The organism is Enterobacter quasiroggenkampii, from assembly GCF_043972695.1.
Lineage (GTDB): Bacteria > Pseudomonadota > Gammaproteobacteria > Enterobacterales > Enterobacteriaceae > Enterobacter > Enterobacter quasiroggenkampii.
Genome location: NZ_CP143745.1, coordinates 2,703,084 through 2,718,980, shown reverse-complemented (window position 1 = coordinate 2,718,980; position 15,897 = coordinate 2,703,084). Strand labels below are relative to the sequence as shown.

Here is a 15,897-nt window from a genome sequence, read left to right as displayed (position 1 = left end):
GGAGGGACACATGTACAATTCAATTTTGGTTCCCATTGATATCTCCGAGGATAGCCTGACGCACATGGTTATCCCTTTCGTTCAGGCACATACCGCACTTAACACGGCCAAAGTCCACTTTCTTACCGTTATTCCTTCGCTTCCCTATTATTCATCGTTAGGTTTGGCCTACCCCGTAGAAATGCCGAAGATGAAAGAATTCCAGCACGCGGCGTTAGCAAAACTGGATGAAATAGTTAAGCAATTCAAAATCCCTGCAGACAAGATACAGACGCATGCCGTGACGGGGTCTCCGAAGGATCAGATCCTTAAGCTCGCAGATACGATCGGCGCCGACCTGATCATTATCGCCTCCCATAAGCCGGACATCTCGACCTATCTGTTGGGCTCAAACGCTGCGGCAGTGGTTCGGCATGCGAAATGCCCTGTGCTGGTGGTAAGATAAAAAAACCGGGCGTAACGCCCGGTTTTTCATTTACGCTTCCCTGAATGAAAGCACGCTTTAAAGATTTACGCTGTTTGCATTTAAATTTAAGTCCGTAATAGCGGCTGGTTTTCCCAGCAAGTAGCCCTGAACTTCATCACATTTATTTTTTTTAAGAAAAGAGAGCTGTTCGGCGGTCTCCACCCCTTCTGCGGTTACCGCCATCGAATAGGCTTTACCCAGATCGATAATTTTCTCTACGACAGATTGGTTCTGCGGTGAATCGTCAAGGGTAAAAATAAAACTCTTGTCGAGCTTGAGCCCGTCAAACTGAAACTTCCGGAGATAGCTCAGAGATGCATAGCCGGTACCGAAGTCGTCAATCAGGATGCGGATGCCCATTTTTTTGAGAGCCTTCATTGTCTGCAAGGTTTTTTCAGGATCGGAAAGCGTGACATTTTCAGTCACTTCTATTTCCAGACGGTTAGGTTCAAGCCCTGTTTCGTGAAGTATCTCTTTTATCCTTCCGGCAAGATCGCTTGCCTGAAATTCGATGGCCGAAATATTTACGGATACCGATAACCCCGGCAATTTCTCTTTTGTCTCCGCACAGGCTGTGCGTATAACCCAGTTGCTGAGGTTAATAATCAGGCCTGTTTCTTCCGCCAGAGTGATGAACTGATCGGGCATCATCATCCCTCGCTGCGGGTGCTTCCAACGTACCAGCGCTTCGACGGCATCTATTTTCGAGTATCGGAGGTTATAACGCGGCTGGTATACCAGGTAGAGCTGCTCTTCACGAATTGCAGTCTTCAGTTCTAATTCCAGTTTTCTCCGTTCGGTCAACTTTTCCGACATATCCGGACGATAATAGACCCATCTGTTTCTGCCGGATTGTTTCGCCTGGTAAAGCGCGATATCTGCATAGCGTAAAAGATCGTTAGCGCTGCGGCTATCCTGGGGAGCCAGCGCAATACCCATGCTTACGCCTATCGCCACATCATTGCCCTCAATGGAGAAAGGACGGTTAAGTTCTTGCACGATACGGTGACAGACCTCCTCAATTTGCGCTTTTTGGCTGCTGTTGCCGAGGAGCAGCATAAATTCATCGCCCCCCTGCCTTGCGACAAAATCACCTCGACGAACACAATTTTTTAGACGTAAAGCGACCTCGCCAAGCAGAGCATCGCCCGCGGAATGCCCAAAAATATCATTAACGGGTTTAAACTTGTCTAAATCGAGGCAAATCATGGCAAAGGGGTAATGACTGACGCCTTCTTTAGCGAACTGGCCTGCAAGAAACTCCTTAATATGATACCGGTTCGGCAGACCGGTTAATTCATCATGGCGTGAAAGGAACTCCACACGTTTTGTTGCTTCAACTTCCTGAGAGACGTCGGTTGCCGCGCCTCGCAAAACCACCGTTCCATCAGGTTGAGTCGAAAACTTTGCCAGAAGCGTGCAATAGGACGTGGAATGTTGCGCGTGTGTATAAGGACAGTTCTTAAATTCAAATCGTTCAGTTAACTCGCGGCGGCTGACACAGCCATGTAATAATGCGCTTGTCGAGGAAAAAAGGTCATCTAACTTACGGCCTATCCATTCGCTATTTTCATATCCCGTCACTGTAGAAAAACGACCTGAAAGCCAGGTAATCTTTAACGATAAATCTGTTTCCCAGAACCAGTCGCTGGTTGTTTCACTGACGTCCCGGAATCGTTTTTCACTGGTGATAAGATTCAACCGCGCCTGATCGAGGAGAAAAGTATTTTCATCAAGCATTCTTGCCTTCTGCATAATATGACGCATGAGAATAACCGTCATTGATACCGTCAGAATGACTGAAAGGATGAGTAATGGTAAAAAATAAACAATCAACGCCTGGCCAGGGTTTTCGCTGTCCCAGATAATTTGCACATCGCCATCCTGAGTCCTTAAGGTAAATGCTGTCTGATTGTTTATTGGAGAACTGATTATTGTGGGTGAAGTACGAACATTTTTGATTCCGGCATCCTGCCCAATCGTAAGGAGTTTTTCAGCCGTTAATTTGTCGATAAACACCATTGTCGAAGGTTTCCCCGGTAAGGGTTGCACGCTCGTATCATCGCCCGTCGTTATCCATTCCGCAGAAACAATGGACGGAACGGAGTCGATGAGCGCGAGCATAGAAACCGGCAGTCCATTTCTTATGCTCACATCATGGAGTAAACGGTCTTTGGTTGATTTATCTAACCAGCGGTCAAGATCCTGAAGGTTCAGTTTCCCGTCAACCACGCTGTATCGCGTGGAGCCTGCAGGGGACAGAACAAACACCCCTTCGTAACCAAAGTTGTCATAAAGGGACTTACCCAGGTTTTGCTTATCCCATGCCCAGTGAACGTCAGTGTTCAGATGAAGATGTTTGTAGGCATCTCCCCACTCTGCATTGTCTTTCAAATGACTTCGCATGCTTTCCTGACGGGCATCCAGCGCTTTCCTTAACAAAAATTCATCATGTTTGTCGCTGATTTCATTAACATTATTTTTTATTATTAGCAGAGATATTATTGCTGCGATGAAAATACTAATCAACAGCGTTACTATATAGGTAAAGGTTTTATTTATCAGGCCCTTAGAAGGCTCGGTATCCGTGAAGCCCGGAGTGTTCAGAGGTAGAGTCATCTTTCGCCTTCTTAACAACTATTACGACAATTTTTATGCCACCTTCATTTATCGGCAAATATTAATGAAATTTTATAGCTAAAAGCATGAAGCTAAAGAACGTTTAATTTTTACAGTCCAGATCAAATTATTAATCATTAATTCTTTTACAGCCCAAACCCGGTTAATTAAATATACCGGTAAAAGTAACTGTTAACCTCAGCGGTTGTATTTCCTCAGAATGGATATTAAGACTATTTTTGTTATCGTGGTCACAGGAACGATGAAACGTATAAAAAACCGGGCATAAGCCCGGTTCTGTTTTCTGACGAGACTGACTCTATTCGCTCAGCCCGCGATTCTCCAGCATCGGCTCAATCTTCGGATCGTGCCCGCGCCAGTTGCGATACAGTTCAGCTAAATCAGTACTATTGCCGCGCGACAAAATCGCCTCGCGGAATGTCTGCCCATTTTCACGGGTCAGGCCGCCCTGTTCAACAAACCACTGATAGCCGTCGTCAGCGAGCATCTGCGTCCACAGGTAGGCGTAATACCCCGCCGCGTAGCCGCCGCCAAAAATATGGGCAAAATAGCTGCTGCGGTAGCGCGGCGGCACGGCTGGCAGATCCAGCCCCTCTTTTTTCAACGCAGCCGCTTCAAAATCCTCCACGCTCGAAACGGCCTCGCCGATGCCATGCCAGTTCATGTCCAGCAGCGCGGCAGCCAGCAGTTCAGTCATGTCATAACCCTTGTTGAAATGGGTCGCGTTGAGCATGCTTTCCCGCAGCGCGTCCGGCATCGGCTCACCGGTTTCGTAATGGCGCGCATAATGGGTAAACACCTGTGGATGGCTGGCCCAGTGCTCGTTGATTTGCGACGGGAACTCAACAAAATCACGCGGCGTATTGGTGCCGGAAAGCGTGGCGAACCGCTGGCTGGCAAAGAGACCGTGCAGCGTATGGCCAAACTCGTGGAACAGGGTTATCACGTCATCCCAGGAGAGAAGCGCGACACCGCCATTCGCCGGTTTTTGATAGTTACAGACGTTGTAGATCACCGGACGGGCAGCAAACTCGAAGGATTGCTCGACGAAATTCCCCATCCATGCCCCGCCCTGTTTGGAATCACGGGCAAAGAAGTCACCGTAAAACAGCGCCATGCCCTCACCTGTGTGGTCGAAAATTTCCCATACGCGGACGTCCGGGTGATATACCGGGATATCGAATCGTTCGACGAAGCGAATGCCAAACAGCTGGCTGGCTGCCCAGAATACGCCATCCTGCAGCACGGTATTGAGCGCAAAGTAGGGCCTGATCTGCGACTCATCAAGGGCATATTTTGCCTGGCGCACGCGCTCCGCATAAAAGGCCCAGTCCCAGGCCTCCACGGTGAAACCGCCCTGCTCATCGTTGATAACGTTCTGAATGTCGGCCTGCTCGCGTTCCGCGCGGGCGCGAGCGGCAGGCACAATGCCGCGCATAAATTCCAGCGCGGCGGCCGGGGTTTTCGCCATCTGATCGGCGATGCTCCAGCTGGCGTAATCCTCAAAGCCCAGCAGACGGGCCTGTCGCGCACGTAGCGCCGTCAGACGCAGGATCAGCGCGCGGGTATCGTTTTCATCCCCTTTCTGGGTACGCGTCCAGCCTGCGTTGAAGAGGTTTTCGCGCGTCTGACGATTGCGCAGCGCGGAAAGCGCGGGCTGCTGGGTGGTGTTCAAAAGCGGGATCAGCCAGCGATCGTTTAGCCCTCGCTCCGCGGCAGCCTGCGCCGCATCAGCAATCTCACCGGCGCTGAGCCCGTCAAGCTGGTGCGCGTAATCCACCACCAGCCCACCCGTTTTATCGGCAGCCAGCAGACGCTGGTTAAACTGACTGGTCAGGGAGGCCGCCTCGGTATTCAACGCCTTTAGCTCGGCCTTTTCTGTCTCATTCAGACGCGCGCCGGCCAGAATAAACCGCTGATACGTCTCTTCGACCAGACGACGGGATTCGGCGTCCAGCGCGGCACGGTCCTGCCAGACGCTCTCCACGCGGGCAAACAGCACGTCATTCAGCCAGATATCGTTTGCCAGCGCGGCAAGCTCGGTGGAGAACTGTTCCTCCAGCTCCTGTAAATACGGATTGGTGTGCGCGGAAGTCATGGCGAAGAACACGCTGCTGACGCGCGCGAGCAAAGCGCCGCTTTTCTCCAGCGCCAGCACGGTGTTAGCGAAGTCAGGCGCAGCGGCCTGAGCGACAATCGCGTCAATGTCCGCCCGCTTCTGGCGAAGGGCTTCATCGAAGGCCGGACGATAGTGACTGTCGTTGATCTCATCAAAATGGGGGGCCTGGTAAGGCAGCAGGCTGATGTTAAAAAAGGGATTCGTGGCCGTCATCTTTCGCTCCTGAGTACGGGTATCCTCCCAGAGTAGGCCAGGCCGCCTTCCCCTGCAACGCTGTCATACAAATGTTGCCTTAACGCACCCTCTGCGGCCGTGCTATGTTAGTACAACACAAAAAGCGTTGAGGAACAGTGAGATGATTATTTTAGTTACCGGGGCAACGGCAGGTTTTGGTGAAAGCATCACGCGTCGCTTCGTCGCCAACGGGCACAAGGTTATCGCGACCGGCCGCCGTCAGGAACGTCTGCAGGAGCTGAAGGACGAACTAGGCGACAGCATTCTGACCGCGCAGCTGGACGTGCGTAACCGCGCGGCGATCGAAGAGATGATTGCGAATCTGCCAGCAGAATGGCGCGCCATCGACGTGCTGGTCAACAATGCCGGTCTGGCGCTGGGCATGGAGCCAGCCCACAAAGCCAGCGTGGAAGACTGGGAAAACATGATCGACACCAACAACAAAGGGCTGGTCTATATGACCCGCGCGGTGCTGCCGGGCATGGTCGAGCGCAATCGTGGCCACATTATCAATATCGGCTCCACCGCCGGAAGCTGGCCCTATGCAGGCGGTAACGTCTACGGGGCGACGAAAGCGTTTGTGCGCCAGTTCAGCCTTAACCTGCGGACCGATCTGCACGGCACCGCCATTCGCGTCACCGACATCGAGCCGGGCCTGGTGGGTGGCACCGAGTTTTCCAACGTGCGTTTCAAAGGCGATGACGCGAAAGCAGACAAAACCTACGAAAACGCGAACGCCCTGACGCCGGAAGATGTCACCGAAACGGTCTGGTGGGTGGCGACGCTGCCAAAACACGTCAACATCAATACCGTAGAAATGATGCCGGTCAGCCAGAGTTTTGCCGGACTTAGCGTCCATCGTGGCTAACGCTGCCCTTCCCGGCCTGCGGGCCGGGTCTGTTTCGGGTTATAAAAGAATGGTAGTATGTTCAGGCTAACTCTCTGAGAAATGACAACTCATGGCCGCTGAATCGCAACTCAATCCCACCCAGCCCGTAAACCAGCAAATCTATCGCATTTTGCGACGTGATATTGTCCATTGCCTGATCCCACCGGGAACGCCGCTTTCTGAAAAAGAGGTGTCAGTGCGTTTTGACGTTTCCCGTCAGCCGGTGCGTGAAGCGTTTATTAAGCTTGCGGAAAACGGTCTGATTCAGATCCGCCCGCAGCGCGGCAGCTACGTGAACAAAATATCCCTCTCTCAGGTGCGCAACGGCTGTTTTGTTCGTCAGGCCATTGAATGCGCGGTGGCGCGCCGTGCCGCAACGCTCATCAATGACAAGCAGTGTTACCTTCTGGAGCAAAACCTGCATCAGCAGCGGATTGCGATTGACCGTAAGCAGCTGAATGATTTCTTCCAGCTTGATGATGAATTCCATCAGAAACTGGCGCAGATTGCGGATTGCCAGCTTGCCTGGGACACCATCGAAAACATCAAGGCCACCATCGACCGCGTGCGTTATATGAGTCTCGATCACGTCTCCCCGCCGGAAATGCTGCTCCGACAGCATCACGATATTTTCAGCGCGCTGGAAAAACGCGACCCGGACGGCGTGGAAAAAGCGATGACGCTGCATCTGCAGGAAATTAGCGAATCCGTGCAGCTGATTCGTCAGGAAAATAGCGAGTGGTTTAGCGAAGAGTAATATTACGCCGCCCCCTTTCGGACGCGGCGATAGGTTTAGCGAACGACTAACACCGGAATTGTGGCGTAGCGCAGGATAGATTCCGCATTTGATCCCAGCAGATGGGTGGTGATGCCCGGATTTTTCGACCCAATGACAATCACGTCATATTCCCCCTCCTTGCTCAGCCTGATAATTTCATCGCGGACGTTGCCAAAGCGCACCAGGCTGTCAATTTTCTCCGGCGAGATATCGAACAGTCTTTTTAACACGTTCATTTTCTTACCGGATTCCTCGGTCATATACTCTTCGAACTTTTTAATATCGGCATTAAATCCGCGCAGCAGGGAGCGGCTGCTGGCCGGCAGAATATTGACCAGGGTAATCGACGCGCCCTCTGCCTTCGCAAGGTTTGCCGCGTGGCGAACCGCTTTGTCGCTCAAATCCATTTCAAACACATCAACAGGCATCAAAATCTTCTTATACATAAGCCTGACTCCTTATTCCGATGAAAGGGTTATTTCCTGTACCCAGAATGGCACCGGGAATATAAACCAACCCTCAACGCTTCCCTGCTGAAACTATCAATAAATGAAAATAACGGTCTGCTTTGTCAATTGCTGTCGTGAACCGTCAGCGCCCGGCACAATAAAGAAAAAAGTGTGAGTTTGATCAAAAACAAAAACATGTGATGCAGACAGGCGTATTTATATGCTCCGTGAACGGCAACCCTGAAATAACGCCGTAACGAACAGGTTAGAGAGGAGAAAATACCATGATGACATACGACCGTAACCGCAATGCAATCACCACCGGCAGCCGTGTCATGATTAGCGGCACGGGCAAAACTGGCGTGATTAAAGCGATCCACAGCGACGGGCTGGATGCCGCGCAAGTGCGCCGCAGCAAAACGGTTGAAGTGGAAGGATGCGAAGGTAAGTTCGAACCGATTGAGCTGATTCGCCTGGGTATGCACTAAACGGTGCGCAGACATGCCGCCGCGAACGGCGGCATGTGCTGAATTACCGTTGAGACACGTACTGTGCCACGGTCGCTTTCGCACCCTTTTGCAGCAGTGTCTGGTACGCCTTCATCACCGCATCAACAAAGACGGCTTCACGCGGTAATTCCTTGCCGAAGATGGCCTCGATGCCGAGCAGCGCCTTGACCCGGCTTTCCCCTTCCGCACTGCCTTTAACCGCCGCCTGAATCACTGCCAGCTGCGGATCGCTCACGTCAATCGCATTACCCTGCTCGTCCACGCCGCCGACATAGCGCATCCACCCTGCCACGCCCAGCGCCAGCAGCGGGAAAGGCTTCTGATGCACCAGGTGCCAGCGCACGGAATCCAGCATGCGCTGCGGAAGCTTCTGGCTGCCGTCCATCGCAATTTGCCAGGTCCGATGGCGCAGGGCCGGGTTGCTGTAGCGGGCAATCAGGAGATCGGCATAGCGTCCTAAATCGACGCCTTTGACCTTCAGCGTAGACGCCTGCTCGTTGAGCATCAGCGCGTGCGCGGCGATGCGGTAATGTTCATCTTCCATACACTCATTGATATGCTGGTAGCCCGCCAGATAGCCCAGGTAGGCCAGAAATGAGTGGCTGCCGTTAAGCATGCGCAGCTTCATCTCTTCAAACGGGATCACGTCCGACACCAGTTCAGCACCGGCTTTTTCCCACGCAGGACGCCCTGCCACAAAGTTATCTTCGATTACCCACTGGCGGAACGGTTCACAGGCCACCGCCGCAGGATCGCGCACACCGGTAAGCTGTTCAATTTTATCCAGCGTGTCGGGGGTGACCGCAGGCACGATGCGATCCACCATGGTTGACGGGAAGGTGACGTGGGATTCGATCCAGTCCGCCAGCTCACCGTCTACCGCACGGGCGTACGCGCAGGTGACATTGCGCATCACGTGACCGTTCTCTGGCATGTTGTCGCAGGACATTACGCTAAACGCCGGCAGACCTGCCGCCTTACGGCGCGCGAGCGCTTCCACGACGACACCCGGCGCAGATTTTGGCTGGTGCGGGTTTTGCAGGTCGGCGACGATAAACGGATGATCGAGCATCAGTTGCCCGGTCGCCGGCGAGTGGCAGTACCCTTTCTCGGTGATGGTCAGAGAGACAATCGCGACCTGCGTGTCACACATCGCCGCCAGCACCGTCTCCAGCCCGTCAACCTGCGCATGAAGGGCCTTTTTGACCACACCCACTACGCGGGAGGTCCACGCATCGGCAGACATTTCCGCCACGGTATAGAGGTTATCCTGCGCGTTCAGATCGGCAATCTGCTGCTCACCACCAATCAGGTTAACCTCACAGTAGCCCCAGTCGCTGCCGTGCTCAGCGGCGAGAATATCGGCATACACTGCCTGATGCGCCCGGTGAAATGCGCCAAAGCCTAAATGAACGATGCGTGCTTTAAGGCTGTCGCGATCGTACTGAGGCAGCGTCGCATTGGCCTGTAATAAGGTATTTTCCATGATTAAGACTCGTTAATTAGAAAGCTGTGGATCGCTGCCGCTCTTTCTGAAGCGGCAGCGCCTGCTGACTACACCAACTAGAATGGCAGTTGGGGTAAAAAATTACTGCCATCAACCATACTGATACTGCCGTTTGAGATTTTGATTTATATTAACTTTTGGTCATGTGGTGTGACATAAAAACAAAGTTGTGTGATAAGTCGCGCAAGCTATAAACCACTAGCGTCGCGAGGAGACAGCGCCGTAACCGACCGTCTCTTTTGGCGCAGACTCAGCTGCGTCATGCGCCGCGCTCAAATCACGATCGCGCACTTCCGGCATCAGGATCGCCGAGACCAGTCCAATCACGGAATAGGCCACCAGCATGGCAACAATCGGCCACCAGGAACCGGTCATATTGCAGAAAATCCCTGCCAGCACCGGACCAAAACCCACCGCCACCAGACCGCCCGCCTCTTTGGAGATGGCCATACGTGTAAAGCGATTTCGCGAGCCAAACATCTCCGCCATGGTGATATTTTCCAGCGCGAAGAGCCCCAGAACGGCGAAGTTATGGATAACGATGATAGAGAGCATGATCGTCCCCGGCGCATAGCTCTTATCGACGATGATCGACAGCATCGGGTAGGCGAGCAGAATGGCGGAGATATTGAGAATAATGTACGGCAGACGGCGCCCCACTTTATCGGAAAGCCAGCCCAGCAGCGGGATGGAGATAAACCCGAGAATGGAGCTTATCATCAGCGCATCGGTAGGGATGGCTTTATCGAACAGCAGCGTCTGGACCAGATAACCCGCGAGGAAGGTCTGGATCAAACCTGAGTTGCCTGCCTGGCCGAAACGCAGGCCGGTCGCCAGCCAGAAGGATTTGCTTTTCACCATGGAACCGAGCGACGTGTCCGGCTGCACGGTTTGTGCATCGTTCACTTTCTCAAAGACCGGGCTCTCTTTCAGGTTCATACGCAGCCAGATGGCAAAGATCATCACCACGACGCTGGCGAGGAACGGCACGCGCCAGCCCCAGGCGAGCAGCTGTTCACGGTCAAGGGCAAAGAACATGACGGCCCAGATCGCCGTTGCGCTCAGCGTCCCGCAGTTAGTGCCCATCGCCACCAGCGAGGAGATGATGCCGCGTTTTCCTTTCGGCGCGTACTCCGCCAGCATGGTTCCGGCCCCGGAGATCTCAGCCCCGGCGCCCAGGCCCTGAATGATGCGCAGCGTCACCAGCAGAACCGGGGCAAAAATCCCGATCTGCGCGTAGGTCGGCAGGACGCCAATCAGCGTGGTGCAGATCCCCATCATCGTGATGGTGATAAACAGCACCTTCTTACGGCCAATGCTGTCGCCCATTCGGCCAAAGATAAAGGCCCCGACGATGCGCGCAATATAGCCTGCGCCGTAGGTCCCCATCGCCAGGATCAGCGCCATCGCGGCAGACTGTTCGGGAAAGAAGATCTCATGGAAGACCAGAGCGGCCCCCAGCGAATAAAGCTGAAAGTCCATGAACTCCAGAGCGGTGCCAAGCCAGCCGGAAACGGCGGCTTTCACCAGATCGGCGGTGGATCGTTGCGGTTGTACTTGTGTCATGATGGCTATCTCTGAAAGGTAAGATGCGAACCACATAGAGCCTGTCTGCGCAGGCTCTTAATCGCGTAAATGATTATTGGCCGAACGTGAGTAAGACTTTGCAGCACTGCCGCTGATCTTTCTCAAACAGTTCGATGGCGTCTGTTACGTGGTGATAGTCAAAAGTATGGGTGATCAGTTTTTCCGGGTCGATCAGCCCCCTCTTCAGCCAGTCGATGACGACCGGGAATTTGTTGGCATTCAGGCGCGAGGAGAAGATCGCCAGCTCTTTGCCGGTAATGCCCTGCTGAACAATCTGGCTCGGCTCGCTGGAAAAGCCCATCAGCACGATGCGCGCCGCTGGCGAGGCCAGGTTTATCGCTTCCTGCAAAATAGATGGGTGGCAGGCGGCATCAATGATTAACGTCGGTTTGATGCCTTTTTCCTCCAGCGCGGCCTGCAGCGACTGCTCGCCGTTATTAAAGACCCAATCCGCGCCGCTGCGCCGGGCCATCGCCAGGCGCTCGTCTATACGGTCAACCACGATAACCTGCTTCACCTTATAGACGCCTTTCAGCGCCTGCACGGTGACCAGCCCCATCGGGCCAGCGCCGTAAATCAGCGCGACGTCCTGTTCCGTCGGTTTCGCCTGCCCGGTTACGTTGGCGGCGATGGTAAAGGGCTCAACCATGACGGCGTGTCGATCGGGAATGTCATCCGGAATGGCCCAGGCATTTTGAGCGGGCACTGCCGCATATTCACTGAAGCCGCCATCACGGTGCACCCCCAGCACGACCAGCGAGGTGCAGACGTTCGGTTTTCCCACGGAGCACGGGTAGCAGTGTCCGCAGCTGATAACCGGGTCAACCGCGACACGCTGGCCCAGACGCGCGCTGTCAACGCCCTCGCCTGTGGCGTCAATCACGCCAAAAAATTCATGGCCGATGACGCGTGGATACTTCGCAAACGGGTTATGCCCGCGGTAGATGTGGCTGTCCGACCCGCAGATACCCGCCAGCGTGATTTTCACGCGGACTTCGCCTGCGCCTGGTTCCGGGCGTGGCCGCTCTTCAATCACCAGTTGGTTTGGCTGCTGAATCACTACGCTTTTCATCGTTCGCTCCTCGCTTACCAGTTCCACAGCGTGCCGTCTTCAAGACGGGCTACCGGCAGATAGGCCGGATCGTACGGGTATTTCGCTGCCAGCTTTTCATCAAACTCAATGCCCAGCCCCGGCTTGTCGCCCGGATGCATATAGCCGTTATCAAAGCGCCAGCTGTGCGGGAAGACCTCCAGCATCTGTTCGGAGTAGCCCATGTATTCCTGCACGCCAAAGTTCGGTACCCACAGGTCGAAATGCAGCGCGGCGGCATGGCAAACGGGCGACAGATCCGACGGACCGTGTGAACCGGTACGCACCTGATAGAGCGAAGCAAAGTCGGCGATGCGACGCATCCCGGTAATGCCGCCCGCGTGGGTAATGGTGGTGCGGATATAGTCGATAAGCTGCTCTTCGATAAGCTGCTTGCAGTCCCAGATGCTGTTAAACACTTCGCCTACCGCAATGGGGGTGACGGTGTGCTGGCGGATCAGGCGGAAGCAGGCCTGGTTTTCCGCAGGCGTTGGATCCTCCATCCAGAACATGCGGAATGCTTCGATGCTCTTGCCGAAGCGCGCCGCTTCAATTGGCGTCAGGCGGTGGTGCATGTCGTGCAGGAGGTGCTCATTGAAGCCAAATTTACTGCGCACCGCGTCGAACAGCTTCGGCGTGAAATCGAGGTATTTTTCGGTAGACCAGAGCTGCTCTTCCGGCCAGTCGCCTTTGGTCGCAGGCTCATAGGCTAGCCCCTTCCCTTTGGCCATGCCGTAGGTGGTTTTCATGCCCGGCACGCCGCACTGTACGCGAATCGCCTTGAAACCCATCTCTTTATGACGGGCGTAATCTTCCAGCACGTCGTCAATGGTGTGGCCGGTAGTATGGCAGTAGACCATCACCCCTTCCCGGGAGGCGCCGCCCAGCAGCTGGTAGAGCGGCATGTTGGCCGCTTTGGCTTTGATATCCCACAGCGCCATATCCACGGCGGAGATGGCCGACATGGTAACCGGACCGCGACGCCAGTAGGCGCCTTTATAAAAGAACTGCCAGATGTCTTCGATGCGGTGCGCATCGCGGCCAATCAGCTGGGGGCAAAGGTGATCCTTCAGGTAAGAGGCCACGGAGAGCTCGCGTCCGTTTAGCGTAGCGTCACCGAGGCCGACAATCCCCTCATCGGTGGTGATTTTAAGGGTGACAAAGTTCCGCCCCGGGCAGGTAACAAACACGTCAGCCGCGACAATCTTCATAATTCCGTTCCTTACATCGTTCGTTGTGATGCTGGAAATTTACCCATCAACCCTACTACCATACAAGTATAATGATCATGAAATCAGCTAACGATCACAAAACCCGGGGCTCACGCGCGCCCCCATCCCGCCACAATAATCAGCATACCGCACAGGGCAATCAGCGCCCCGGCCCAGTCGTATGCGCTGAGTTTGACGCCGTCAACCACGTGTAACCACAGCAACGCCGTGCAGACATAGACGCCACCGTAGGCCGCGTAAACGCGCCCACTGGCCGCCGGATGCAGCGTTAACAGCCAGACAAACAGGGCCAGCGCGACGCTTGCAGGAATGAGCAACAGTGCGGATCCTCCCTTCTTCAGCCAGAGCCAGGGGAGGAAGCAACCGATGATTTCACATAGCGCGGTGGCAAAAAAAAGCAGCGTCGTTTTAAGCATTTTTCACGTCAGGTGAGGGTTTATTTAACCATCATACCTGATGATGCCCTTTACTTTTCCATACTTGCTCCGCGGGTATGCCGTCATTTCGCTTTAGTGTAGAATCTGTACGGGGTAACTTGATTATCTGCACCCATTTAAAAGGAAACGCTATGACCACATTAAGCAAACGCCTTTGTCTGACAGCCCTGCTGGCGCTGTCATCGTTCGCCTTTGCCGCCTCTGCGACAGCGGAAACCAGCAAGCTCATTATTGAGTCTGGTGACAGCGCGCAAAGCCGTCAGAACGCCGCCATGGACAAAGAACAATGGAATGACACCCGTAACCTTCGTCAGAAGGTCAACAAACGTGCTGAAAAAGAGTGGGACAAAGAAGATGTCGCTTTTGACGCGCGCGATAAGTGTCAGCAAAGTGCAAACGTCAATGCCTACTGGGAGCCAAACACCCTGCGCTGCCTGGATCGCCGCACTGGCCGCACGGTAGCCCCATAATGTCGGTGTCCTGCGACGTTAAACTCCGTCCGCTGGAGCGTGAGGACCTGCGCTTTGTCCACCAGCTCGACAACAATGCCAGCGTGATGCGCTACTGGTTCGAAGAGCCTTACGAGGCATTTGTCGAGCTGTCCGATCTCTACGATAAGCACATTCACGATCAGAGTGAACGTCGTTTTGTGGTGGAGTGTGAAGGTGAAAAAGCGGGTCTTGTGGAGCTGGTTGAGATCAACCACGTTCACCGCCGGGCGGAGTTTCAGATCATCATCTCCCCTGAGCATCAGGGAAAAGGCCTTGCGTCACGGGCGGCTAAGCTGGCAATGGATTACGGATTCAACGTTCTGAATCTCTACAAGCTTTACCTGATTGTGGACAAAGAGAACGAGAAAGCGATCCATATCTACCGCAAGCTGGGCTTCATGGTGGAAGGCGAGCTGATTCACGAGTTCTTTATTAACGGTGAATACCGCAACACCATCCGCATGTGCATTTTCCAGCATCAGCACCTGGCCGGACACAAACCGTCAGGCGCCAGCCTGCTGAAACCTACCGCGCAGTGAGATTGATGACAAACCTTGTCATGAACCATTGCGCTGTCTTTCTTGCCGGGTGGCGCTGTGCTTACCCGGCCTACAGGGTGCTTCATTGTAGGCCCGTGCAAGCGTAGCGCCGCCGGGCGAAACGTACAAAATGCACGTTACTCTCAGTAATATTCAATCGTGTTCTTGATGGTGTACTTGCGCTCAACGGCAGGTTTGACGCTGTCGTCCGTGATCGTCAGATCGCAGCTCACCGGGTTATTGTGGCGGTCGTAATCGCAGCTCTGCTTCACGTTGCCCAGCGGCTTATCATTCAACATGCTCACTGCCGAGTAATCCATTCTTTTGCGAAGATCTTTAGACGGCGTCGACTGGACGGACAGATGCTGATCCCCGGAGACGGTGGTTTTGCCCAGCGGGTAGCCATCCGCGTCGTAGCGATACTTCACTTCCATCTCTTTGCCGTGCGCCGCCACCACAAAACCGTTGTCGTCGGTATCCCACGTCACCCCGGCTGACGGCAGTTCGGCCAGCTGGCATTTCCCCTGCAGCTTCACTTTGCGCTGCTGGGTTTCTGCGTCGAGATAGTAATTGGCATCCAGCACCAGCGCCACGCCGGTGTTGGCCTCCAGGTCGTGCAGCTCCAGCGTATCGAAACACCCTTCCGTCGAGACGGTGCCGGTGACCCGTTTGGACACTTCGCCCTTCTCGTTGAACAGCGTCTGGGTAAAGTCTTTGACCGGCCCGCGCAGCGGATCAAAATCAAACTCGTTTGAAAAACTCGCCATCTCGGGCGTAAACGACAGCGGCGCGGAGCTGTTGTCGCACCCCATCAGTGTTGCTGCCAGTAGCGTTATCGCTGCGTATTTCTTCACATTTATTACCGTACAGGGAGATTATTCCCAATCATATTAGCAAATACAGTTGTTTACACGAAGCCTGCTAAAATTA

At 54.1% G+C, this 15,897-nt stretch carries 15 protein-coding genes; 6 read left to right on the top strand and 9 right to left on the bottom strand.

Features of this window, described 5'->3' with window-relative positions; all coding sequences use genetic code 11:
• Nucleotides 1-10: 10 nt before the first annotated feature.
• Entirely contained in the window at nt 11-445 is a 435-nt protein-coding gene (gene uspF / locus V1572_RS13025) for a universal stress protein UspF (protein ID WP_032674686.1), read from the top strand.
• Between the two features lie 57 nt (nt 446-502).
• On the opposite strand, the gene V1572_RS13020 is transcribed toward uspF, so the two are convergent.
• Both V1572_RS13020 and dcp read right to left on the bottom strand, forming a co-directional pair.
• Nucleotides 503-3,085, bottom strand: a complete 2,583-nt coding sequence (locus V1572_RS13020) for an EAL domain-containing protein (RefSeq protein ID WP_395299182.1) — start codon at nt 3,083-3,085, stop codon at nt 503-505.
• Nucleotides 3,086-3,404: 319 nt separating this feature from the next.
• Nucleotides 3,405-5,438, bottom strand: coding sequence for a peptidyl-dipeptidase Dcp (gene dcp / locus V1572_RS13015; RefSeq protein WP_395299181.1), 2,034 nt, complete (start codon nt 5,436-5,438; stop codon nt 3,405-3,407).
• Between the two features lie 142 nt (nt 5,439-5,580).
• Here dcp and ydfG point away from each other — a divergent pair, with 142 nt between their 5' ends.
• Nucleotides 5,581-6,327, top strand: a complete 747-nt coding sequence (gene ydfG / locus V1572_RS13010) for a bifunctional NADP-dependent 3-hydroxy acid dehydrogenase/3-hydroxypropionate dehydrogenase YdfG (protein ID WP_023292548.1) — start codon at nt 5,581-5,583, stop codon at nt 6,325-6,327.
• A gap of 91 nt (nt 6,328-6,418) precedes the next feature.
• Nucleotides 6,419-7,105 (top strand): GntR family transcriptional regulator, encoded by a 687-nt coding sequence (locus tag V1572_RS13005; RefSeq protein ID WP_008502405.1) that lies wholly within the window; start codon nt 6,419-6,421, stop codon nt 7,103-7,105.
• 35 nt (nt 7,106-7,140) lie between these two features.
• Here V1572_RS13005 and V1572_RS13000 read toward each other — a convergent pair whose 3' ends face one another.
• Nucleotides 7,141-7,572: a universal stress protein gene (locus tag V1572_RS13000; RefSeq protein ID WP_395299180.1), complete on the bottom strand. Its 432-nt coding sequence runs from the start codon at nt 7,570-7,572 to the stop codon at nt 7,141-7,143.
• 287 nt (nt 7,573-7,859) lie between these two features.
• On the opposite strand from V1572_RS13000, the gene ydfZ reads away from it, so the two are divergent.
• Entirely contained in the window at nt 7,860-8,063 is a 204-nt protein-coding gene (gene ydfZ, locus V1572_RS12995; protein ID WP_014883679.1) for a putative selenium delivery protein YdfZ, read from the top strand.
• Between the two features lie 43 nt (nt 8,064-8,106).
• Here ydfZ and V1572_RS12990 read toward each other — a convergent pair whose 3' ends face one another.
• The 5 genes from V1572_RS12990 to V1572_RS12970 form a co-directional block, all read right to left on the bottom strand.
• A complete protein-coding gene (locus tag V1572_RS12990) occupies nt 8,107-9,570 on the bottom strand; it encodes a mannitol dehydrogenase family protein (RefSeq protein ID WP_395299179.1) in 1,464 nt (487 codons plus the stop codon).
• A 219-nt stretch (nt 9,571-9,789) separates the two neighbouring features.
• Nucleotides 9,790-11,157 carry an MFS transporter gene (locus V1572_RS12985; protein ID WP_395299178.1) on the bottom strand — a complete coding sequence of 456 codons (1,368 nt, stop codon included), beginning with the start codon at nt 11,155-11,157 and terminating at the stop codon, nt 9,790-9,792.
• A gap of 73 nt (nt 11,158-11,230) precedes the next feature.
• Nucleotides 11,231-12,250 carry a Zn-dependent oxidoreductase gene (locus tag V1572_RS12980; protein WP_262777528.1) on the bottom strand — a complete coding sequence of 340 codons (1,020 nt, stop codon included), beginning with the start codon at nt 12,248-12,250 and terminating at the stop codon, nt 11,231-11,233.
• Nucleotides 12,251-12,264: 14 nt separating this feature from the next.
• Nucleotides 12,265-13,479, bottom strand: a complete 1,215-nt coding sequence (gene manD / locus V1572_RS12975) for a D-mannonate dehydratase ManD (protein ID WP_023292552.1) — start codon at nt 13,477-13,479, stop codon at nt 12,265-12,267.
• A 110-nt stretch (nt 13,480-13,589) separates the two neighbouring features.
• Nucleotides 13,590-13,916 carry a YnfA family protein gene (locus tag V1572_RS12970; RefSeq protein ID WP_395299177.1) on the bottom strand — a complete coding sequence of 109 codons (327 nt, stop codon included), beginning with the start codon at nt 13,914-13,916 and terminating at the stop codon, nt 13,590-13,592.
• A gap of 152 nt (nt 13,917-14,068) precedes the next feature.
• On the opposite strand from V1572_RS12970, the gene V1572_RS12965 reads away from it, so the two are divergent.
• The gene (locus tag V1572_RS12965) at nt 14,069-14,407 is read left to right on the top strand and encodes a DUF1283 family protein (RefSeq protein ID WP_023335541.1); all 339 of its coding nucleotides are present in this window, start codon (nt 14,069-14,071) and stop codon (nt 14,405-14,407) included.
• The gene (speG, locus tag V1572_RS12960) at nt 14,407-14,967 is read left to right on the top strand and encodes a spermidine N1-acetyltransferase (RefSeq protein WP_048030664.1); all 561 of its coding nucleotides are present in this window, start codon (nt 14,407-14,409) and stop codon (nt 14,965-14,967) included. Before V1572_RS12965 ends, speG begins: the two co-directional genes overlap by 1 nt.
• Nucleotides 14,968-15,110: 143 nt before the next feature.
• Here the strand turns inward: speG and V1572_RS12955 are convergent, their stop codons facing one another.
• Nucleotides 15,111-15,821, bottom strand: coding sequence for a YnfC family lipoprotein (locus tag V1572_RS12955; protein WP_072052294.1), 711 nt, complete (start codon nt 15,819-15,821; stop codon nt 15,111-15,113).
• Nucleotides 15,822-15,897: the final 76 nt, after the last annotated feature.